Here is a 20,417-nt window from a genome sequence, read left to right on the forward strand (position 1 = left end):
CAGGCGAGCAATCGCACTACTGGTGCGCCGGTGCGAGGTACGGGAACTCGGTGTCGAACGGCACGTCGTTCTCGAGCGGGTTGAGCGAGGGGCCCGGCACCATGTCGCCATCGAGGTCGAGGAACGTCGTGATGGCGTGCGCGTTGAGGTCGAGCAGGAGCACGGCGAGGATGAGGTCCATCACCGGGGCATTGAGCTCGCGGCCGTTGGGGAAGCCCGCCGGCTGGTCCAGCGCGATCTTGAGGGTGTCGGGGATGGCGAACGGCCCTCCCTGCTCCACGCAGTCGTCTCCGGGGCCCGACGGATCCCAGTCACAAGGGGCCAGGCCCAGCGTGATGAGGTCGTCGTCGAGACCGGTGTTGTCCGCGGTCTGCATCATCGGCGCGCCGATGTGCAGCGTCTCGAACGAGTCGAGGATGTTGGGCAGGAACACGAGGTTGGCGTCGTCGTCCGGCGTCGCCATGTTGTACGCGTCCTTGTCCCCGAGGAGGTTCAGGCCGGTGTTGATCGCCGGGAAGCCCATGCGGTCGACCTGCAGGTAGTCCTCGAACGCGGTGTCGTCGAACACGTACGGTCCCACCTCGGGCCCCGTGGTGCTGCTCTCGGTGTCCTCCGTCTCACCCACCGTGGTGGTGGGCATGACGGTGGTGCCTTCGGTGGTGTCCTCGCCGGTCGTGGTGGGCGGCGGCGTGGTGGTCGGCCCCGCGGTGGTGGTGGAATCCTCTCCGGTGGAGGAATCCGAGCCGGGCGGGGCGTCGTCGGCGGGGCAACCCGCGAGTACGAGCCCTGCGACCGCGAGCGTGGGAAGGGCGAGCTTGAAGGACTTCATGGCGTCACCCCCGTGGTGGCCCAGAGCTGGACGAAGTTGTTGCCGTCGGAGGCGGCAGCAGCGTCGAACTCGACGACGACGGCCATCGCGTTGGTGCCGGCGAAGAAGTCCGCCGCCGTGAAGGCGACGTCGATGGGGTCGGAGTCGTCGAGCAGGTTGTCGCGGGTGGCGAGGAACCCCTCGAAGTCGAAGAAGAACGGGTCGTCGAAGTCGCCGGCGATGGCCGAGGCCACCCCGTTGGTCAGCACCGTCTGCACGGCGCCGTCGAACGTCTCGTCATCGGCTCCGGGCAGGTTGTTGACCTGCACGCCCCACTCCCCGAGGTTGTTCTGGCCGAAGCGGACGTGGATCTGGATGTCCGGCTCGTTGTCGTTGAACGCAGGGTTGCCGACCCCCGGATCGAAGGTGTTGTCGATGTTGATCGTGTACAGCTTGGTCGCGTCGTAGACCGGTGCGTCACCGGGGGCGCGCAGGGCTGCAAACGTCATGATGGCGACCACGGTGCCGCGGTCGGTATGCCAGGCGTAGAAGTCCGCAATGTCGGCTGCGCCGTCGGCCTGGGTCATCGGCGCGTCGGCGTGATCTGCCGCGGTGACCTCTTGCGGTTTCAGTTGTACGGCCACCGCAACGAGGGCCGTGGCCCCCAACGCGGTGATCCATTTGTTCTTGGTCCTCATCTTGGTCCTATCTCTTCGAGCAAGGGCACGTCGTGCCAAGGGTTTAGACAGGCCATGCCGACCCGCCACCGTGAACGCGCTGCCACCAACCACGCGCCGGCAACAGCCGGTCACGAGCGGGAGGACGTGCGTCTACGAAGCGGCAGACGGCTTGGATCGATACGTCGAGCAAGGGAAAAGCCAGAGGGTGAACGAGTTAAGGAAGGAGAGGCGAGAGTGTACCCCCGAGCCGGATCTGGCAAGGAGTCGTTGCAGCCCGTGGACGACGTTCGAGAACGCGCTCGTCGGTCTCGAACGACGTATCGGGAGCGTCCACCTCCGCCGAGGCAGGCTACCGGAGTCTCGGTGGGGTGCCAGCCCCATCGACCGTGAGCGTTGTTCCGCTGGCCTTGGTGAGCATGTCGCGTCGACCGAGGCTCGCCGTCGCGCCACGTGGCCCGTGCGAGCCTCGTGGTGGACGCGGCGCGCAGACGTCGATGGCCGTGGCAGCGCATGCCGCTTTCGTAGTGGTCCATGCACTCGTGGCCCGAGGTGGGCCAACGGCGCGGGGTAGATCACCCCCGGGGCCGAGCTACGGCGGGCGGCGAGGAAATGCTCGTTTTCCCGCCTCAGAGCGCGTCAGGGCGCGATTGCGGCCTGGTCTCCGAGTCGACGACGGAGGCTCGTACAATCGCCCCGGCGGATCGGGCTCGGGCCAACCAACCGATCCCAACCAATCCCAACCAATCCCAACCGACCAGGCGTGGTGCTCGCCCGACCGCGCCTTCCACCGACGCGGGCGAGGACGGACCAGCGATGGCGCAAGGCGAACCACGAGACGAGGACGAGTCCCGACGCAAGTTCATGCTCGCAGGAGCAGGGGTGCTTGGCGCATGCGTGGCCGGGATCACGGCGGCTCCGGCTCTGTCGATGCTGACCCACCCGCTACGCACGCCCACCACCAGCGGCTCCGATGCGTTCATCCCCGCGGGCAAGCTGGCGCAGTTCGAGGGCACCGTGCCGATCAAGGTGGATCTCTACGCCGACAAGGTCGATGCGTGGAACCGAGTCGTGCAGGTCAAGATCGGCTCGGCCTGGGTGATGCAGCACGAGGACAAGCTCGTCGCGATGTCCACCGTGTGCCCCCACCTCGGGTGTGCGATCGACTTCGACGCCGAGGGGGGGAAGTTCGTGTGCCCGTGCCACGACTCGTACTTCTCGCTCGATGGCGCGGTGGAGACGGGCCCCTCGCCGCGCGGCATGGATGCGCTCGAGGTGCAGACCCAGGGAGAGCTGGTCGCCATTCGCTACCAGCGCTTTCGCCAGGGAACCGAGACCAAGGAGCCGGTCTGATGCAGTGGATCGACTGGCTCGAAGAGCGCACGGCGCTTCCCGGGATCTGGCGGCGGTTCGTCGACCATCCCGTCCCCGGCGGTCCGCGGATGCGCAACGTATTGCCCGCGGTGCTGGTGTACCTGGTGGTCCAGCAGATGGTGCTGGGCGTGCTGCTGGCGGCCCACTACAGCCCCTCGGCCACCGATGCATGGGCCAGCACGGCCTACCTCAACGATCGGCTCGACTCGGGGTGGTTCATCCGCGGGCTGCATCACTACGGCACCTCGGCGCTGATCCTCACCGCGATCGCCTACCTCGTCCAGCTGGCGGTGACCCGGGAGTACGGCAAGCCGCGCGAGCTGGTGTGGATCTCCACCCTGGGGCTGCTGCTCGTGACGATGGTCCTGGGGATGACCGGCAACATCCTGCCGTGGGACGAGCAGGGCTACTGGGCCGCACAGGTCGAGCTGGGGATCGTGGAGCAGACGCCGGGCGGCGAAGCCCTGCGTGCGGTGGTCCAGGGCGGAGCCGAGGCCGGCAACCTCACCCTGACCCGCATCTACGCGGCGCACGCGTTCCTGCTGCCGCTCTTGGCGGTGGCGCTGGTGGTCGGCATCGTGGTGCTGGGGCGGCGCGCCGAGGCCCGCGAGGCCGAGGCAAGCGCCAAGGTCCAGACGTTCGGGGCCGGTCAGCTGCTGGTGGACATGCTGGCGATGCTGCTGGTGGCCGGTGCCCTGGTGGCGACGACGGTGCAGACCCACGGGTCCGAGCTCTATGCGCCCGCCGATCCCACCTCGGGCTTCCAGGCCCGACCAGAGTGGTACTTCCTGTTTCTCTACAAGCTGAGGATGTTCTTCGAGGGGCCGCTCGAGCCCGTGGCCACCATGGTCATCCCCGGCGCGATGGGGGCGTTCCTGGTGGCGGCCCCGTTCCTCGATGCCATGGCCGGTCGCGTGGGGCGGATCGGCGTGCTCGGCGGGCTGGGCCTGCTGCTCGCGGGGGTGGTGGCCCTGACGGCGGTCTCGATCAGCAGCGACGCAGGCAACGAGTCGTACCAAAAGGCGCTGGCCCAGGCCCACAAGGAGGCCGAGCGGGCGCGCGGGTTCGCCAGCGAAGGCGTGCTGCCCGAGGGCGGCCCGGCCGTGTTCCAAAACGATCCCGAGTACAAGGTGCGCGCCCTCTACGTGGAGCACTGCCAAAACTGCCACGAACTCGACGGCTTTGGCGGTGAAGAAGCGCCGGCGCTCACCGAGTACGGCAACCGCGAGTGGTTGTTCGCGCTGGTGCGCGACCCCAATGCCAAGCGCTTCTTCGGGGGGACCAAGCACCGCGACATGGATGCGTACCCCGAGGTGGCGGGCAACGACGAGCAGACCGCGATCTCCGACGAGCAGCTCCACGCGCTGGTCGAGTACCTGTGGCAGCTGCAGGGCGAGCCCGACGTCGATGCGACCCTCGCCACCCAGGGCAAGGCGCTGTGGGACGACGAGCTCGACTGCAACAACTGCCACGAGGTGGACGGCAAGTCCGAGGGCAGCGGACCCAACCTGCTCGGGCACGGCTCGGTGGCGTGGGTGGCTCGCGTCATCCGCGACTCGAGCAAGCCCGAGCTGTTCGGGCAAGAGGCGCAGATGCCCAAGTTCGGCGACGACAAGCTCTCCGACGAGCAGCTCGCCGACCTCGCCGCGTTCATCGTGCGGCAGCGAGGCGCCGAGGTCACGGCCGAGGCAGCCGCGGAGGCCGCAGCGGCGGCCACGAAGGCGGCCCAAGCCAAGGATGGGGCCAACGACGGCGCGACCGAGGCCAAGGCGCCCGAGCCCGACGACGAGGCCGAGCCCGACGACGAGGCCGAGCCCGAGCCCGACGAGTAGCCGTCCGCGGGCTCGCGGTCACGGCCTGGCCTGCACCCTCAGGGCTGGGTGTCGAGCACGGTCCTCAGCGCGGTGATCACGGCCTCGTCGGTCGGTGCGTCGGCGATCGCATCGACCCGCAGGCCCAGCGCCTGCACCTCTGCCGCGGTCACCGGTCCCAGGCACACGACCTTGGCGGCATCGAGCAGGCGGCGGGCCTCGTCGTCGCCGAGCGCCTCGCCGAGGGTGAGCAGCAGGTGGCGGGCCGTCTTGCCGCTGGCGAGCGTCACCGCATGGAAGCCCTCGCCGCCGTCGGCGGGCGCACGCAGCGAGGCGAGCAGCCGCTGCGGCACGGCGGGGCGAGTGGTGCGGTAGCCGACCGCGAGGCTCAGCGTGCCTCCGGCCTCGGCCACGGCCGACGCGAGCACGTCGCGACCCTCGTCGGCGCGCACGTGCAGCCAGCGGGCGTGCAGCAGGTCGTGCGCGCGCAGCAGCTCCACCAGGCCCTCCGAGCGGGCCTTGGCGGGCACGAGGTCGGCCCGCACGCCAGCCCGACGACATGCGGCCGCCGTGCCGGCACCCACGGCGACCACGTGCTTGCCCGCCAGCGCGCGTGCGTCGAGTTCGACCTCGTCGAGCGCCCCGAAGAACGCACGGACGCCATTGGGGCTGGTGAGCACCACGCCGTCGTGCTCGCCGATCGAGGCCACCGCCGTGCGAAGCGCCGATGGATCCTCGGGCGGTGCCACCTCGAGGCAGGGCAGGGCCACCGCGTCCGCGCCGAGCTGGCCGAGCGCGGTGAGCAGCGCCTCGGCTTGGTCGGCCGCGCGGGTGACCACCACGCGGCGACCATGCAGCGGGCGCTGCTCGAGCCACTGGATCTGCTCGCGCAGCCGCACCACCTCGCCCACCACCAGCACCGCGGGCGGACGGATGCCCTCGTCGCGGGCCCGATCGGCGATCGTGGACAGCTCGCCCACCACCGTGTGCTGGATCCCGCGGGTGCCCCACCGCACGATCGCCGCGGGCGTGCTCGGATCGCGGCCCGCTGCGATCAGGCGCTCGGCGTTGGCCCTCGCGTTGCGGATCGACATCATCAGCACGAGCGTCCCCGCCGACTTGGCCAGGTGCTCCCACGCGACCTGCAGACCCGCCTTCTCGTAGGCCTCCCAGCCCGAGACGAAGGTGACCGCGGGGGTGAAGTGGCGGTGGGTCACCGGAATGCCCGCGGCCTCGGGGGCGGCGATCGGAGCGCTGACGCCGGGGATCAGCTCGAAGGGGATGCCCGCCTCGCGCAGCGCCTGCGCCTCCTCGCCGCCGCGTCCGAACATGCAGGGGTCGCCGCCCTTGAGCCGCACCACGGATCGACCGGCGCGCGCGTGCTCGATCATCAGGCGGTTGATCTCGGATTGCCGCAGCGGTCCCTCGGACGCCAGGCGAGGCGCTCCGGATCGGTAGCCACGAGATCCCTCGGTGCGCTGGTGGATCACCACGTGCGGGGGGCAGTGGGCCAGCAGCGCGGGGTTGGCCAGGTAGTCGGCGATGACCACGTCGGCCTGGCGAAGCCGCCGCCGTCCCGCGAGCGTGAGCAGCTCGGGATCCCAGGGCCCCGCCCCGACGATGGAGACCATGCCCACCCCACCCGCCGTGCCCACGGGGGTCGACCGCGACGCGTCCGTCTCGTGCATGGCGGCATGGTACAAGAGCCGGCGATGACGGCACGCACGGTCCTCGTGGTCGGAGGCGGGCACGCGGGGCTCGAGGCGGCCTTTGCTGCGGCGCGGGTCGGCGCGCGCGTGGTGGTGGTGACCGGGAGCATCGACACGGTGGGGCAGACCCCCTGCAACCCCTCGGTGGGCGGCGTGGCCAAGGGGCACCTGGTGGCCGAGATCCATGCGCTCGGCGGCTTCATGGGCCGGGCCGCCGATGCGTGCGCGATCCATGGGCGCGTGCTCAACCGCAGCAAGGGCCCGGCGGTGCGGGCGACCCGGGTGCAGGTCGACAAGCGGCGCTACGGCGAGCACGCGCGCGCCGCCTTGCTCGGACACCCCGGGATCGAGGTGGTGCAGGGGCTGGTCGACGCGGTGCTCGTGCGCGAGGGCAGCCGACCCCGTGCGACCGGCGTGCGTCTGTACGACGGAGCCGAGGTCGTGGCCGATGCGGTGGTGGTGACGACGGGGACGTTCCTCGGCGGCGTGCTGCACACGGGGAGCCAGCGCACCCCGGGCGGCCGCGTGGGCGAGGCCCCCGCCACGGGGCTCTCCCGGCAGCTGCGCGCGCTGGGCCTTGGTCCAAGGCGGCTCAAGACCGGCACGCCGCCGCGCCTCGACGCGCGCACGATCGAATTCGATGGCCTGGAGCTGCAGCCGACCGAGGATCCCGTGCCGCGCTTCTGTGCGCCCGACGACGTGGAGCCGCCGCCGCCGCTGCTGCCCCAGGTGCACTGCCACCTCACGTGGACCTGCGAGAAGACCCATGCGCTCATCCGGGACCACCTGCACGAGTCACCGATGTACTCGGGCCAGATCGAGGGCAGAGGCCCGCGCTACTGTCCGTCGGTGGAGGACAAGGTGGTGCGCTTCGCCCACCGCGATCGCCACCAGGTGTTCCTCGAGCCCGAGGGGCTCGACACGCACAGCGTGTATCCCAACGGGATCTCCACCAGCCTGCCCGCGGCCGTGCAGGCGCAGATGGTCGCCACGATCCCGGGGCTCGAGCACGCGGTGCTGCTGCGCCCCGGCTACGCGGTGGAGTACGACGCGATCGATGCGCGCGCGCTCGATCATCGCTTGGCGGCCAAGGACGTCGAGGGCCTGTGGTTCGCCGGCCAGGTCAACGGCACCTCGGGCTACGAAGAGGCGGGCGCGCAGGGGCTGCTGGCCGGGGCCAACGCGGCGCTGTGCGTGCTCGAGCGCGCGCCGCTGCTGGTGAGCCGCGAGCAGGGCTACCTCGGGGTGCTCGTCGACGATCTGGTCACGCAGGGCTGCGACGAGCCCTATCGCATGTTCACCTCGAGGGCCGAGTACCGGATCCTGCTGCGAGAGGACAACGCCGACGTGCGCCTTGGCGACGCGGCGCGGGCGGCTGGCCTCATCACGGGCCCGCAGCACGAGCGGGTGCTCGCGCGAGCGCAGCGGGTCCGGGCCCAGGTGGCGCGGCTGCGCGACGCGACCACCGACACGACCACCGACGCGCCTGGCGAGCCCCCGTGGATCCTCGAGCGCGCCCGCACCGAGCACCTCTACGCCGGCTACGTCGATCGCATGCGCACCGAGGTCGAGCGGAGCCGCGGTGAGACGTCCGACCTGCCGCTGCCGATCGATCTCGACTACGGATCGCTCCCGGGCCTGTCCACCGAGGCCGCGCAGCGCCTGGCCGTGGTGCGTCCGTCGAGCACGGGCCAGGCCGCGCGCATTCCGGGGATGACCCCCGCGGCGGTGATGTGTCTGTGGGCGTGGGCGCGGCGGCGAGCGTGGCTCGAGGGCCAGACGCACGCCGGTCGAGGCTGAGCGCGACGAGCCTTCGGGCGCGGCGTGGACCGCCGCCGACGCCGGCTCGCGGTGCGTAGGTCGCCGTCGAGCGCCGTCGGTTGCCGTCGATCGTGGGCTGGCCGTCGGCTCGTCCCATGCTAGCTCGTGTCGAGATGGGTTTGGGAGCGGCTCGACGAACGGTGCTGGTCACCGGGGCGGCGGGGTTCATTGGATCGCACTTGAGCGAGCGGCTGCTCGCCGAGGGATTCGAGGTCGTGGGCCTCGACAACCTCATGACCGGTGACATCGCCAACCTCGCCGCGGCCGGGCGCGACTCGCATTTCCACCTGGAGATCGGTGACGTGCGCGACACCCTGCCGGTGTACGCCGAGATGATCTTCAACCTCGCGTGCCCGGCTTCGCCGGTCCACTACCAGTCGGATCCCGCCGCGACGCTGACCACGAGCGTGCTGGGAGCCCTGAGGCTGGCCGAGCAAGCCAGCCTACGGCGGGTGCGCATCATCCATGCGAGCACGTCCGAGGTCTACGGCGATCCGCTCGAGCATCCTCAGCGCGAGTCCTACTGGGGAAACGTCAACCCGGTGGGCGAGCGCGCCTGCTACGACGAGGGCAAGCGCGCGGCCGAGACGATCTTGATGGACGCCCACCGGGCGCGGGGGTCCGAGATCCGCATCGTCCGGATCTTCAATACCTACGGCCCACGGATGGCGCTCGACGACGGGCGAGTGATCTCGAGCTTCGTTCGCCAGGCGATCGAGGGCGTGCCGCTGACCCTGCACGGCGATGGCCAGCAGACGCGCTCGTTCTGCTACATCGACGATCTCATCGAGGGGCTCGTCCGCTTCGCCACCAAGGACGAGATCACCCACCGCATCATCAACCTGGGCAATCCCCACGAGCTCACCATCGCGGAGCTCGCGGACGTCCTGCGAAGAGTGGTGGGCAAGAACCTCCCGGTCGTCCGGCGCCCGCTGCCGCCGGACGACCCCCGGCGACGTCGGCCCGACATCTCGCTGGCCCGCTCGATGATCGGCTTCGAGCCGAGAGTCTCGATCGAGCACGGCATCGCCGCGACCCATGCGGACTTCGTCGCGCGGCTCGAGCAGGAGCACCGACGGCGCGCGGAGTGAGCATCGAGTCCATCCCATCGATCGACCCCGGAGGGGAACATCCGCGCGCGGCTGGGTCGCGCGCGGCGCAACAGGAGGCGAGCGCATGAGTCATGTACTGGTAACCGGAGGAGCGGGGTTCGTGGGCTGCAACCTCGTGGCGAGCTTGCTCGGTGATGGGCACACCGTGACCGTCCTCGACTCGCTGGTTCGGCCGGGCACGGACCGGAACCTCGACTGGCTGAGGAGCCTGGCGCGGCCGGGGATGCTCGACCTCGTGTACGGCGACGTCCGCGATGCGAACACCGTGGCCGCCGCGGCGAGCCACGCGACCGCGATCTATCACCTCGCGGCCCAGGTGGCGGTGACCACCTCCGTCACCCGACCGCGCGAGGACTTCGAGGTCAATGCGCTCGGGACCATCAACGTGCTCGAGGCGGCGCGACGGTCTCGCCACGAGCCGGTCGTCGTGTTCACATCGACCAACAAGGTCTACGGCGAGTGCACGGGGATCCCCGTGGAGGAGACGCGGACGCGCCACGCCTACCGAGACCGGCCGCACGGCGTGGACGAGAGCCAGCCGCTGGACTTCCACTCTCCCTATGGCTGCAGCAAGGGGGCGGCGGACCAGTACGTCCGCGACCATGCGCGGATCTACGGGCTGCCGACCGTCGTGTTCAGGATGAGCTGCATCTATGGCCCGCGTCAGCTCGGCAACGAGGACCAGGGCTGGCTCGCGCACTTCCTGATCGCGGCCGCCCAGGGCCGTCCGATCACCATCTTCGGCGACGGCAAGCAGGTCCGTGACGTGCTGTTCGTCGATGACCTCGTTCGCGCCCTGCGTCTGGCGGTCGACGAGATCGACGTCACGGCTGGCCAGGTCTACAACATCGGCGGAGGCCCAGCGAACACGCTCGCGGTCTGGAGCGATCTGGGGCCGATGATCGCCGAGCTGCGTGGCTCGGCGGTCCCCGTCGGCTGGGGCGCGTGGCGACCCGGCGATCAGAAGGTCTACGTGAGCGACATTCGCAAGGCCGCCCGCGATCTGGGGTGGGCTCCGGCGGTGGACGCGGAGCTCGGAGTGCGCCGGCTGTGGGACTGGGTGCAGGCGAACATGGATCTGTTCGTCGCGCACGGCCCGACCGGCGGGAGGGCGCGATGAGGGTCCTCGTCACCGGAGGTGCCGGGTTCATCGGCTCCCACCTCGCCGAGCGCCTGCTCGCGGACGGGCACGAGGTGGTCGTGATCGACGACGAGTCGACCGGCCATCGCGACAACGTCCCCGCCCGGGCCGGCTACGTCCGGGGGGATGTCGCGGACGTCTCCCAGCTCGCGCCGGCGTTCCGGCGCTTCGGCCCCATCGACGCGGTCTGTCACATCGCCGGCCACGTCTCGCTGATCCGCTCGTTCACGGATCCGGTCCGCGATCTACGGACCAACACCCTCGGCACGCTCAACGTCATCGGCCAGTGCCTCGAGCACGGGGTAGGGCGCTTGATGTACGCGAGCTCGATGACGGTCTACGCCGGGGCCGAGATCATCGGACCGGCAGAGGACGCACCGTGTGCACCGATCTCGTACTACGGGATCACCAAGTACGCGGGCGAGCGCTACGTCCACGCGACCGCTGCACGCACCGATCTCGCGACGCCGCTGGCGGTGACGACGTTCCGGATGTACAGCGTGTACGGACCGCGGCAGGCGCTCGACAATCCCTATCAAGGGGTGCTCGGGATCTTCCTGGGCAACCTCCTGCGAGGCGAGCCCATCCGCATCTTCGGCGACGGCCTCCAGACCCGCGACTTCGTCTACGTTGCCGACGTGGTGGACGCGTGGGCGCGCGCGCTGCCGCAGCCGGGCACCCACGGCCGCGTCTACAACCTCGGGAGCGGTCGGGAGCTGTCGATCCGTGCCCTGGCCGAGCAGGCCCACGCGACGATCGCCGCGATGGGGGTGAGGCCCGCCGCAGGCATCGTGCACGCGCCCGCGCGCCCCGGCGAGCAGCGTCGGGTCGCGGCGAGGATCGATGCGCTGCGGGCCGCGCTCGGCTGGGAGCCCGCGACCTCGTTCGAGCGCGGCCTCGCCCAGACGGCCCAGTGGGCCCAGCACACCCACTCCCCTGGAGACGAACCATGAAGCTCTTGCTCGTCACTGGTCTCGATCCCTACGCACGCTGCGTGGCGACCGTCCATGGCTACGTCGCCGCCGCCGCCGCGCTCGGGCACGAGGTCTGGGTCTTCGGCGACCCGGATCCGAAGCTGCCGTCGCTGCCCTTCACCACGGAGGTGGCGGGCTTCGATCTCGTGCTCTTCGCGATCGGGATCGTGCAGGACTTCCCGGACATGCCGCAGCTGGCCTGGCTGCTCGACGAGGTCCCGCGGTCGCGGCGGGTGATCGCCGACCTGTGGGCTCGGTACGGCGAGGCCATCCGGGTGGACCACGACTTCAACCACCTCGAGAAGCTCGATGGGCACCAGGGCTGGGAGTGGATCGAGGCGTTCGACGCGGTCTCGGACGTGATCGTGCAGCCGACCCTGACCCCGCTGCGGCCGGACGCTCGCACGTTCTTCTTTTACGGCTTCGATCCCGCCGCGATCGCGCGGCCCCACGAGTCGGCCAAGGAGGCCGCCGACGCCTGGCGCGACGCCGGCCCGCACGCCAAGCGCCACGGCGTGATGTACGTGGGGAACAACTGGCAACGCTGGGACCAGCTCCGCCGCTTCTTGTCGAAGTACGGCCCGGTCCGCGACCGGATCGGCCGGGCCTGTGTGATCGGCTGGCACTGGGATCGGCGGCCGGACTGGGCGATCGACAACGGGATCGCGGGCGTCGACGTGGACGCGGCCTTCCTCGCGCAGCTCGACGTGGAGACGCGACGCCCGATGCCGTTCGACGAGGTGGTCGGCTTGCTCGGCGAAGCCCGCTTTGCCCCGGTGCTCCACCGGCCGCTGTTTCGGCAGCTCGGCTTCGTGACGAACCGGACGTTCGAGACCTTCTACGCCGACACCCTCCCGGTGCTCATGCTGCCCCGCGACTTCGTGGAGGCGATCTACGGACCGGCCGCCCTGGCGCTCGTGCCGGGCGACGATCTGGCCGCACACCTGATGGACGCGCTGCGCCGGCCGGAGCCCCACTGGGAGGCGGTGCTTCGGACTCGCGCCCACCTCGCGAGCCATCACTCGTTCGCGCGGCGCTTCGAGGAGCTCTCGACCATGCTCGGCGGCGGGTCGCGGGGGTGCTCGTGAACGTCCTGTTCGTGCTGGAGCCCCGACCCAACGCAGGCAACATGCACGCGCTGGTGAACTACATCCGCGTCGGGAGCACGCTCGGCCACACGATCGCACTCTACGGGACGCCTCGCCCCGACCTCCCGGGGGTTCGCTTCTCGACCGATGCTCGGGCGTTCGACCGGATCGTGTTCGCGTTCGAGTCGGAGCTCTATCGCGTCACGCGGCTCGCGGAGGTGGCCCAGCTCGCCAGCGTGCCGCGCTCGCGCCGGTTCGTGCTCGACACCGACGCCAAGTACCACCCGATGGTGGAGGTCGACGGCTACGACCGCAACTACTGCAGCGATGCGGAGCGGGCGCGATGGCTGCGGCACTACGATGCGCTGTCCGATCGCATCCTCAAGCCGCAGCTCCGCCCGTCCGACGACGAGCGGGTCACCGCGCTGCCCTTCTACGGCTACGATCCGGCGCTGCTGATCACCCCGGAGGCGGCTCCGCCCAAGCGCTACGACGTGCTGTACGTCGGACACAACTGGTGGCGCTGGCAGGAGCTCGAGCGCGACGTGCTGCCCGCCCTCGAGCAGATCCGGGACCAGCTCGGGGAGATCGGGTTCGTGGGCCTGTGGTGGGATGCACCCCCCTCGGGCTTCGCATCGCACCCCTGCCTGGAGCCGGCCTTTCGCGTGAATGCGGACGCGTTCCGCCGGCTGCGGATCCGCGCGAGGACGGCGGTGCCGTACACGGACGTGATTCGCACGATGAGCACCGGCCGGGTCAACATCTTCCTCCAGCGGCCGTTCCTCAAGCACGTCCGGTACCTGACGCAGCGCTACTTCGAGGAGTTCTGCGCCGACACGATCCCGCTGCTGATGCTGGACACGGACCTGGCCGTGGCGGTGTATGGGCCGGCCGCCCGGGAGCTGACCTTGCCGGGGCGCGTCGCGGAGAAGGTGCTCGATGCGCTGCGGCGTCCCGCGCACTACCAGCAGGTCGTCGAGGACGTTCGTCGCCACCTCGTCGCCCACCACCTCTACGAGCACAGGGTCGAGGAGCTCGTCTCGGTCTTGCGAGGCTCCGCGGCCCCAGGAGAGATTCCCTCATGAAGATCGTATTCGTGTATTGGGGCTACGACGACGCGGGCAGCATGCTGGATCTCCAGGGCTATCAGCGAGCGGCGCTCGACATCGGTCACGAGGTGATCGTCTACGGACCGCCGAACCCCAGGCACGAGCTGCTGTACTCCAAGGTCCTCGACGACGCGGACGCCGTGGTGTTCGTGTTCGAGTGGACGACGTGCCTCAAGCACGGCGACCTGCTCGACTGGGTCCGGCTCGTGGCATCGATCCCACGCCGCCGCCGGGTCGTGATCGACTGCGATGGAGCCTACAACGCTCCGATCGAGGTCGACGGCGACTACAACCACACCTCGACGGCCGGACGGATGTCGTGGGTGGGCAGCAAGTGGGCCGACGAGCGGTTCGGGCGCACCACCGAGTACGTCGACGCCGAGGCCTCGAGCCGGGCGTGGATCGAGTTCTGCGACAGCCTGTCCGACAAGATCCTCCAGCCCACGCCGAGGCCGCGGCGTGCGAACGTCGGGACGTTCTTCTTCCACATCTACGATCCCACCTGGGAGACGCCGCTCGACTTCACCCACAAGGAACTCGACATGGTGTACGTGGGCCACACCAAGTTCCGCTGGCACGGCATGTCCAGGGTGCTGCGCGCGGTCGAGCCGGTGCGGGATCGCCTGGGACGGATCGCGCTGGTCGGCGAGGGGTGGGCCAAGCCCAGCCCGAAGCACACGATGGCGGCGTTCGAGGACAACTTCTACTGTGATCGGTCGTACCTCGCGAAGCTGGGGGTCGAGGCGCTGCCGCCCGTGCCGTTCTCGCAGGTGATCGGGACGATGAGCCGGGCCGTGTTCAATCCCGTGATCTACCGGCCACTGTTCGCGCACCTCGAGATGGTGACCTGCCGGACGTTCGAGACGGCGGCGGCCGGGACCATCCCGCTGTTCCTCCTCGGCGAGGACTACATCCGCGAGATCTACGGCGAGCGGGCCACGGCGCTGTGCCTGGGGGACCAGCGGGCGCCCGAGAAGGTGCTCGACGTGCTCGCGCGACCCGGCGACTACGCACAGATCGTCCATGAGGTCCGACGCTCGTTCGCCCGGCTGCACTCGCCGAGGGCGCGCCTGCGCGAGCTCCTCGACATCATCGAAGGCTGAGGGCTCGACCGATGACGACGCGCGACGCCATCCCGGCCGGCGCCCGGCCCGGGACCCCGTGCGGGGTCCAGCGCATGCGCCTTCGCTACGGGTTCAACGAGATCGAGGCCTGGTGGTCGTTCTGCCTCGGGGAGCACCGCGACCGGATCCGCAAGCACCTGCGCCGGATGGGCACGAGCGTCATTCGGATCTTCGTGTACGGCAAGCCGGTCCCGGACCCGGTGACGCAGTGGCCGATGTTCGCGGCCTACGTGCAGGGGGTGCTCGACGTGGGCGCCGTGCCGATGATCACGTTCGCCAAGTTCCATCCGCCCCACGACGACCCTCGCAACATCCGGACGTTCGTGACGCGCTGCACCGAGATCGTGTGGGGGTGCATGGAGCAGTGGGGCGCAAGGGCGGTGAGCGAGTGGTACTGGTGCGTGTGGAACGAGCCCAACAACTTCATCATCGGGGGCGGGCTCACCTTCGAACAGTACCGCCGGATCTACGAGGAGGTGGCCGCGGCCATCCTCGAGCTCATCGGCCCGCACCTTCGCGGGGCCAAGGCGCGGATCGGCGGACCGGCGGTCGACGGTACCCACCAGCCGTTCTGGATGGACTGGATCGCCCGCCTCGTGAGCGAGGTCGACGACGCGATGGTCGGCTTCGTCTCCTGGCATCGCTACGGCGACTGGCGGCCGGCGGTCCCGAGCGAGACGCTCGGCGTCGAGATGCACGGGGCTCCGCAGGCGCCCCACGGCCCCGCGTACGAGCGCCTCTTGATGGCCCAGACGCCCACCTACGAGGCCCGGGCCCGGGGGGTGAGCCGCCTCCTGGTCGGGCGCGACATCCTCAACGTCTGTGGCGAGGTCAACGGCATCTCCCACCACGATCACCGCTACACCCGGCGCTCGAACCAAAGCGCGTTCGGTGCCGCCTACTATGCCTCCGCCCTGATCCACCTGCTGCGCGGCGGAGCCGACGTGGAGATGCGGTGGACGGCGACGGGCGACGATGCCTACGCCCTGCTCTCGCGCGAGGGGGAGCCCTCGGTCGCCTGTCTGGGCAAGGAGCTGTTCGCGGGGCACGTCCGCTACGGTGACCTCGTCCACTTTCCCTGCGGCCCGCCGGGCGCTCTCGACGTGGAGGCCGTGGTCGCGTGCGCCGACGGCCGCCGAAGCGGGGTGTTCGTGCACACCTGCCCGGGCCCACGCACCGTGGTGGTCTCCGACTGGGACGAGACCCTCGGCGACGGCCAGGTGCTGCTGCGGGTGGACGAGAGCACGGGGGACCGAGTGGTCAGCGAGCGCTTCGACGGCACGGTGCGATTCTCTGGCCACGGGGTCGCCGTGGTCACGACCGGCTGACGGGTGCCTACTCGAGCCACACGTTGACCGCTCGGAGCGTCGGGTCCTCGATTCCAGCCTGGACCTCCGGGCCGTGGTCCATCAGGGAATCGCTGCTGGAGTCGGTCAGGCCCTGGCGGCGCAGCTCGGCGATGACGACCTGGCACGCGGCCTCCATGAGCGCGTGCTTGGCCTCGTGCCCGCGGGCGCTCACCAGGTCGCGCAGCAATTGGTACGAGGTCGGGCCCGCGATGGGCAGATTCCTCAGGGCGCGGTGCATCCACTTGTAGTAGGGCTTGTAGACCCGGTTGAGCAGGAACACCATGGACACCGATTCCCCGATGAAGCAGCTCTCGGCCATGCGGGCCGCCACGCGCTCTCCTCGGTGAATCGAGCGCATGAAGTTGTACTGACCGGACTGGGCCATGGCCATGCAGCGAGCGGCGATCTTCTTGCGCCGCACGTCCTCGGGATAGAAGGCCAGCAGCGCCTGGCGAAAGCGGGTGAAGCTGCCGAGGCGATCGACGAAGACCCGGCCGTTGGTGGCCATGGCCAGCGACTCCTCGTGGATGCTTCGCCACTGGCCGAGGGTCCGGGGTGGGCGGGCGAGCCCGATGAGGCTTCGATAGAAGTCACCGATCTCGAACACGCCCACTCGGTTCGATCCCCAGGCGCTGTGGGTGCGGTCGAACCCGGCGAACGAGCGCGGCAGCGCATCGATCGCCTCCCGTAGCGCCTGGCCATGCGTCCGATGGTCGCGCCTGGTCAGCCACACGCAGAAGCTCGGGCCCCAGTCGTGGTCCCGGGAGGTTTCATCGTCGAAGCCGTAGCACTCCGAGCCGTGCCCGACGAGCCCCACGGCCAGTCGTCGATCGAGCGCGGGGAACCGCGCGGTGATCATGGGGGCACCGACCTGCGCAAAGAACCGTTCGGCCAGCTCGAGGCCCTGCATGGTGCATCGACGGGTGCGCCGGGTGACGCCCACGGCGCCGAGCTAGTATCGCCGCGCCGCCGCGATGATCGACTCGATGATCGCCTCGTCGAGCTCGCTGACGTCGATGAAGCGCAGCGCCACGCCGTGCTGCTTGCGGTGCTCGTCGGGCGTGGAGATCCGCACGACCTCGGCCTTGAGCGTGAGCGGATTGCGATCGTCGCCGCGCGAGACCTCGACCTCCACCCACTGACCCACGCGAATCGGACCGGCGCCGTGCACCAGCGCACCGGCACACGACAGATCGACGGTACGGCCCCGGATCATCATGCGGCGCTCGCGGCCGTAGTACAGCACGAGCGGCACCGATACGAGCGTTCGCGGCTTGCTACGGCGTTCGCGGCTGCCTCCGTACTCTCCGTCCACCATGGGGGGTCATACCACCTTGGCCTGGCGCGATAAACCGCAGGACAACGCCTCGATCGTAGCAGCCCCGAGGGCAGGGGGTCCGGGGAGGGGCCAGGCTCGCGAATTCGCGCGGTTCCGACGAGCCCGACTCGATGGGGCGGCGGCAGCGAGCGAATCATCGCACGAAGCACCAGCAGTAGTATCGAACACGATTCCATCAGGGGTCGATCTCCGGAGTGCACGTCGTGCGCTCGGGCGAGCCGGGTTGACCCTCAACCGATCGCAGGTCCATCCTTGCGCGCCTTGAAGGTCCATTTCATCGGGATCGCAGGTACCGGGATGGGGGCGCTGGCGCGGATGCTCGCGGAGGCCGGCCACGAGGTCCGAGGCTCCGACAGCGGCATCTACCCTCCGATGTCCGACCAGCTCGCGGCGGCACGGATCCCGGTCTTCGAGGGCTTCGAGGGCGACAACCTCGCGTGGGGCCCCGATCACGTGGTGGTCGGCAACGTCTGCCGCGCCGACCATCCCGAGGTGGTGGCCGCCAAGGCGGCGGGCCTCGTTCTGGAGAGCTTCCCCAGCATGCTGGCCAAGGCGCTGCTGCCCGGGCGCGACTCCCTGGTGGTGGCGGGGACCCACGGCAAGACCACCACCTCCAGCCTGCTGGCCTTCATCCTCCACCATGCGGGGCTCGATCCTTCTTACTTGATCGGCGGCGTCCCGCAGAACCTGTCGTCGGGGGCCCACCTCGGGGGCGGCCGCCCCTTCGTGATCGAGGGCGACGAGTACGACACCGCGTTCTTCGACAAGCGCAGCAAGTTCCTCCACTACCGGCCGCGCCGGGCCATCCTCAGCAGCGTCGAATTCGACCACGCCGACATCTTTGCGGGCCTGCCCGAGGTCCGGGCGGCGTTCTCGGCGTTCGTGGACACCATCCCCGAGGACGGGGACCTGGTGGTCAACGCCGACAGCCCGGAGGCGATGGGCATCGCGGCCGGGGCCCGCTGCACGGTGCTGCGCTACCGGGTCCTGGCGGAGGGCGAGGAGGACACGCCGGAGCACCTGGCCGAGGTCGAGTACTGCGCCCGGATCACCAGCCGCGCCGGCGCGCGTCGGACCGCCTTCGAGCTGCTGGAGCGGGGCCAGAGCCTGGGCCGGTTCTCCACCCAGCTGACCGGCAGCTACAACGTGGGCAACGTGCTGGCGGCCGCGGCCGTGGCCCGGCGCGAGGGGGTCGACCCCGATCGTCTGCGCGAGGCCATCCGGCGCTTTCGCGGGGTCAAGCGGCGCCAGGAGTTCCTGGGCCTGGCCCAGGGGGTGCGGGTGATCGCCGACTTCGCGCACCACCCCACCGCGGTCCAGCTCACCGTGCGGGCGCTGCGGCGACGCTACCCCGACGAGGCGCTGCACGTGTGCTTCGAGCCCCGCAGCTCCTCCTCGCACCGCCGCGAATTCTCCGAGGGCTACGTGAGCAGCTTCGACGCGGCGACCCGGGTCTACGTGGCGCCGCTCTACCGGCCGCAGAAGGTCGCCGAGGCGGATCGCCTCGATCCGGTGGCCCTCGCTCGCGCCATTGCGGCCCGGGGGGTGGATGCGCACGCGTTCTCCACGGTCGAGGACCTGGCGGCCGCGGTGCTCGAGCAGGCCGGTCCCGGCGACACGGTGCTGCTGCTGTCCTCGGGCTCGTTCGATGGGCTCGGAGATCGCCTGCTGCGAGGCTTTGGCGACCCCGTGACCTTGGGCACGTCGCAGGACCAGCCGCTGGTCGACGCGCTCCTCGAGGGCTATGGCCTGCCCGCGGTGATCGCGTCGGAGCTGATCGACACGCTGGTGGTCAAGAGCCCCGAGGGGGGCATCTCGGCCGCCGTGAGCCTGCAGACGGTAGGGGACGACGCGTTCCTGTTCGGGCTGGCGGTGGCGCCCGAGCGCCGGGGCCAGGGCCTGGGCTGGGTCGTGGGCGATGCCATCCTCCGGTTCGCCCGCACGCTGGGGGTCCGGACGGTGTATCTGGCCACGACGGTGGCGGCCGACTTCTTCGGGTCGCGGCTCGGCTTTCGGCCGGTCGACCCGGCGGACATCGACCCGACCATTCGCGAGGCGGCCAACTTCGAGGCCAGCGTCGCCTTCGACAACGCCGTGTGCATGGCGCTGTCGCTCGACTAGTCCCCTGCCGGAAGCTCCGTAGGAGCTTCCGGCAGGGGACTAGTCTCTTACTACGTCTTGAAGGAGGGGCTTCGCAGCCCCTCCCCCGTGCCGGCAAAGCCGTCACGGGGCCCCCTCCCCGGCGGTCGGGCGTGGCCCTCCTGGTTGGCGGTGGTGCGGGGGGCCCTTCCGGCGGTCGGGCGTGGCCCTCCTGGTTGGCGGTCGGGTGGGGACCTTCTGGTTGGCGGTCGGGGTGGGGGCCTTCTGGTTGGCGCTCGGGGCCTCCTCCCGGGTTGACTTGGTGGGGGAGCCCATCCTAGGGTTCGCGGCGGCTGAGACCAAGGTGACGACAAAGCAACTCTCCCCTGAGATCGAGGCCCGCATTCAGGAGCTGTGGCCGCGTTTTCCCCCTCAGAACGCTGCCAAAGCCCTGTGCATCCCCGTTCTCTATCTCGCGCAGCAGCAGTTCGGCATGGTCGATGACGAGGTCGTCGACCTGGTCGCGGCGCGTCTTTCGTTGCCGGCGGCCCACGTCAAGGGCACGGCGACGTTCTACACGATGTTCAACAAGAAGCCGGTGGGTCGCTTCCACCTGCAGATCTGTACGAACATCGCGTGCCAGATCACGGGCGCCTATGGGGTGTTCGATCGCTGCAAGCAGCGCCTCGCCGTCGAAAACCATGGCACCACCGAGGACGGCAACGTGACGCTGTCGGAGGTGGAGTGCCTGGCCGCCTGCGGCTACGGGCCCGTGGCGCAGATCGCCGAGCGGGGCAAGCCCGACATCCCGCTCTACTTCGAGAACCTCGACCTCGAGCGCATCGAGAAGATCCTCGACGCGCTGGCCGAAGGGCGCGTGCCCGTCGACCTGGGGTCCTGAC

17 protein-coding genes are annotated in these 20,417 nt (G+C 70.1%); 12 read left to right on the top strand and 5 right to left on the bottom strand.

The features are described 5' to 3' along the window. Window positions 1–16: 16 nt before the first annotated feature. On the bottom strand, window positions 17–829 hold the full coding sequence (locus tag OEB96_RS21075) for a DUF4331 family protein (protein WP_266218204.1): 813 nt from the start codon (window positions 827–829) through the stop codon (window positions 17–19). Then, on the bottom strand, window positions 826–1,620 hold the full coding sequence (locus tag OEB96_RS21080; protein ID WP_266218205.1) for a DUF4331 family protein: 795 nt from the start codon (window positions 1,618–1,620) through the stop codon (window positions 826–828). The genes OEB96_RS21075 and OEB96_RS21080 overlap by 4 nt, the downstream gene beginning before the upstream one ends. Window positions 1,621–2,301: 681 nt before the next feature. Between OEB96_RS21080 and OEB96_RS21085 the strand changes: the two genes are divergently transcribed. Continuing rightward, complete coding sequence (locus tag OEB96_RS21085; RefSeq protein WP_266218206.1) at window positions 2,302–2,838, top strand: ubiquinol-cytochrome c reductase iron-sulfur subunit; 537 nt, start codon at window positions 2,302–2,304, stop codon at window positions 2,836–2,838. After that, the gene (locus tag OEB96_RS21090) at window positions 2,838–4,691 is read left to right on the top strand and encodes a cytochrome b N-terminal domain-containing protein (RefSeq protein ID WP_266218208.1); all 1,854 of its coding nucleotides are present in this window, start codon (window positions 2,838–2,840) and stop codon (window positions 4,689–4,691) included. Before OEB96_RS21085 ends, OEB96_RS21090 begins: the two co-directional genes overlap by 1 nt. Before the next feature lie 38 nt (window positions 4,692–4,729). Here OEB96_RS21090 and cobA read toward each other — a convergent pair whose 3' ends face one another. Next, window positions 4,730–6,358 (bottom strand): uroporphyrinogen-III C-methyltransferase, encoded by a 1,629-nt coding sequence (cobA, locus tag OEB96_RS21095; protein WP_266218209.1) that lies wholly within the window; start codon window positions 6,356–6,358, stop codon window positions 4,730–4,732. Window positions 6,359–6,382: 24 nt separating this feature from the next. Here cobA and mnmG point away from each other — a divergent pair, with 24 nt between their 5' ends. From mnmG to OEB96_RS21135, 8 genes are all read left to right on the top strand, one after another. Further along, the gene (gene mnmG / locus OEB96_RS21100; protein ID WP_266218211.1) at window positions 6,383–8,179 is read left to right on the top strand and encodes a tRNA uridine-5-carboxymethylaminomethyl(34) synthesis enzyme MnmG; all 1,797 of its coding nucleotides are present in this window, start codon (window positions 6,383–6,385) and stop codon (window positions 8,177–8,179) included. Window positions 8,180–8,313: 134 nt separating this feature from the next. Then, window positions 8,314–9,291, top strand: a complete 978-nt coding sequence (locus OEB96_RS21105) for an NAD-dependent epimerase/dehydratase family protein (RefSeq protein ID WP_266218213.1) — start codon at window positions 8,314–8,316, stop codon at window positions 9,289–9,291. An 85-nt stretch (window positions 9,292–9,376) separates the two neighbouring features. Next, a complete protein-coding gene (locus tag OEB96_RS21110; protein ID WP_266218214.1) occupies window positions 9,377–10,432 on the top strand; it encodes an NAD-dependent epimerase/dehydratase family protein in 1,056 nt (351 codons plus the stop codon). Beyond that, window positions 10,429–11,406 (top strand): SDR family NAD(P)-dependent oxidoreductase, encoded by a 978-nt coding sequence (locus OEB96_RS21115; RefSeq protein ID WP_266218216.1) that lies wholly within the window; start codon window positions 10,429–10,431, stop codon window positions 11,404–11,406. The genes OEB96_RS21110 and OEB96_RS21115 overlap by 4 nt, the downstream gene beginning before the upstream one ends. After that, complete coding sequence (locus OEB96_RS21120) at window positions 11,403–12,515, top strand: CgeB family protein (protein ID WP_266218218.1); 1,113 nt, start codon at window positions 11,403–11,405, stop codon at window positions 12,513–12,515. The genes OEB96_RS21115 and OEB96_RS21120 overlap by 4 nt, the downstream gene beginning before the upstream one ends. Then, on the top strand, window positions 12,506–13,600 hold the full coding sequence (locus OEB96_RS21125; RefSeq protein WP_266218220.1) for a glycosyltransferase family protein: 1,095 nt from the start codon (window positions 12,506–12,508) through the stop codon (window positions 13,598–13,600). Before OEB96_RS21120 ends, OEB96_RS21125 begins: the two co-directional genes overlap by 10 nt. Beyond that, window positions 13,597–14,727, top strand: a complete 1,131-nt coding sequence (locus OEB96_RS21130; RefSeq protein ID WP_266218222.1) for a glycosyltransferase family protein — start codon at window positions 13,597–13,599, stop codon at window positions 14,725–14,727. Before OEB96_RS21125 ends, OEB96_RS21130 begins: the two co-directional genes overlap by 4 nt. Before the next feature lie 11 nt (window positions 14,728–14,738). Then, window positions 14,739–16,076: a GH39 family glycosyl hydrolase gene (locus tag OEB96_RS21135; protein WP_266218224.1), complete on the top strand. Its 1,338-nt coding sequence runs from the start codon at window positions 14,739–14,741 to the stop codon at window positions 16,074–16,076. A gap of 7 nt (window positions 16,077–16,083) precedes the next feature. Here the strand turns inward: OEB96_RS21135 and OEB96_RS21140 are convergent, their stop codons facing one another. Together OEB96_RS21140 and OEB96_RS21145 are read right to left on the bottom strand one after the other, a co-directional pair. Further along, window positions 16,084–17,007, bottom strand: a complete 924-nt coding sequence (locus OEB96_RS21140; protein ID WP_266218225.1) for a DUF4037 domain-containing protein — start codon at window positions 17,005–17,007, stop codon at window positions 16,084–16,086. A gap of 42 nt (window positions 17,008–17,049) precedes the next feature. Then, a complete protein-coding gene (locus OEB96_RS21145) occupies window positions 17,050–17,415 on the bottom strand; it encodes a PilZ domain-containing protein (protein ID WP_266218227.1) in 366 nt (121 codons plus the stop codon). Between the two features lie 282 nt (window positions 17,416–17,697). Between OEB96_RS21145 and OEB96_RS21150 the strand changes: the two genes are divergently transcribed. Together OEB96_RS21150 and OEB96_RS21155 are read left to right on the top strand one after the other, a co-directional pair. Then, complete coding sequence (locus OEB96_RS21150) at window positions 17,698–19,557, top strand: GNAT family N-acetyltransferase (protein WP_266218229.1); 1,860 nt, start codon at window positions 17,698–17,700, stop codon at window positions 19,555–19,557. A 322-nt stretch (window positions 19,558–19,879) separates the two neighbouring features. Next, on the top strand, window positions 19,880–20,416 hold the full coding sequence (locus tag OEB96_RS21155; RefSeq protein ID WP_266218230.1) for an NADH-quinone oxidoreductase subunit NuoE family protein: 537 nt from the start codon (window positions 19,880–19,882) through the stop codon (window positions 20,414–20,416). Window position 20,417 lies beyond the last annotated feature (1 nt).

The sequence above is a fragment of the Paraliomyxa miuraensis genome, assembly GCF_026337845.1.
GTDB classification, from domain to species: domain Bacteria; phylum Myxococcota_A; class Polyangia; order Nannocystales; family Nannocystaceae; genus Paraliomyxa; species Paraliomyxa miuraensis.

Excerpts from the sequence above, each read along its gene's own strand:
- OEB96_RS21075 (WP_266218204.1), bottom strand. The coding sequence starts at position 829 with ATGAAGTCCTTCAAGCTCGCCCTTCCCACGCTCGCGGTCGCAGGGCTC.
- OEB96_RS21085 (WP_266218206.1), top strand. The coding sequence starts at position 2,302 with ATGGCGCAAGGCGAACCACGAGACGAGGACGAGTCCCGACGCAAGTTC.
- OEB96_RS21090 (WP_266218208.1), top strand. The coding sequence starts at position 2,838 with ATGCAGTGGATCGACTGGCTCGAAGAGCGCACGGCGCTTCCCGGGATC.
- cobA (WP_266218209.1), bottom strand. The coding sequence starts at position 6,358 with ATGCACGAGACGGACGCGTCGCGGTCGACCCCCGTGGGCACGGCGGGT.
- mnmG (WP_266218211.1), top strand. The coding sequence starts at position 6,383 with ATGACGGCACGCACGGTCCTCGTGGTCGGAGGCGGGCACGCGGGGCTC.
- OEB96_RS21105 (WP_266218213.1), top strand. The coding sequence starts at position 8,314 with ATGGGTTTGGGAGCGGCTCGACGAACGGTGCTGGTCACCGGGGCGGCG.
- OEB96_RS21110 (WP_266218214.1), top strand. The coding sequence starts at position 9,377 with ATGAGTCATGTACTGGTAACCGGAGGAGCGGGGTTCGTGGGCTGCAAC.
- OEB96_RS21115 (WP_266218216.1), top strand. The coding sequence starts at position 10,429 with ATGAGGGTCCTCGTCACCGGAGGTGCCGGGTTCATCGGCTCCCACCTC.
- OEB96_RS21120 (WP_266218218.1), top strand. The coding sequence starts at position 11,403 with ATGAAGCTCTTGCTCGTCACTGGTCTCGATCCCTACGCACGCTGCGTG.
- OEB96_RS21130 (WP_266218222.1), top strand. The coding sequence starts at position 13,597 with ATGAAGATCGTATTCGTGTATTGGGGCTACGACGACGCGGGCAGCATG.
- OEB96_RS21135 (WP_266218224.1), top strand. The coding sequence starts at position 14,739 with ATGACGACGCGCGACGCCATCCCGGCCGGCGCCCGGCCCGGGACCCCG.
- OEB96_RS21140 (WP_266218225.1), bottom strand. The coding sequence starts at position 17,007 with ATGCAGGGCCTCGAGCTGGCCGAACGGTTCTTTGCGCAGGTCGGTGCC.
- OEB96_RS21145 (WP_266218227.1), bottom strand. The coding sequence starts at position 17,415 with ATGGTGGACGGAGAGTACGGAGGCAGCCGCGAACGCCGTAGCAAGCCG.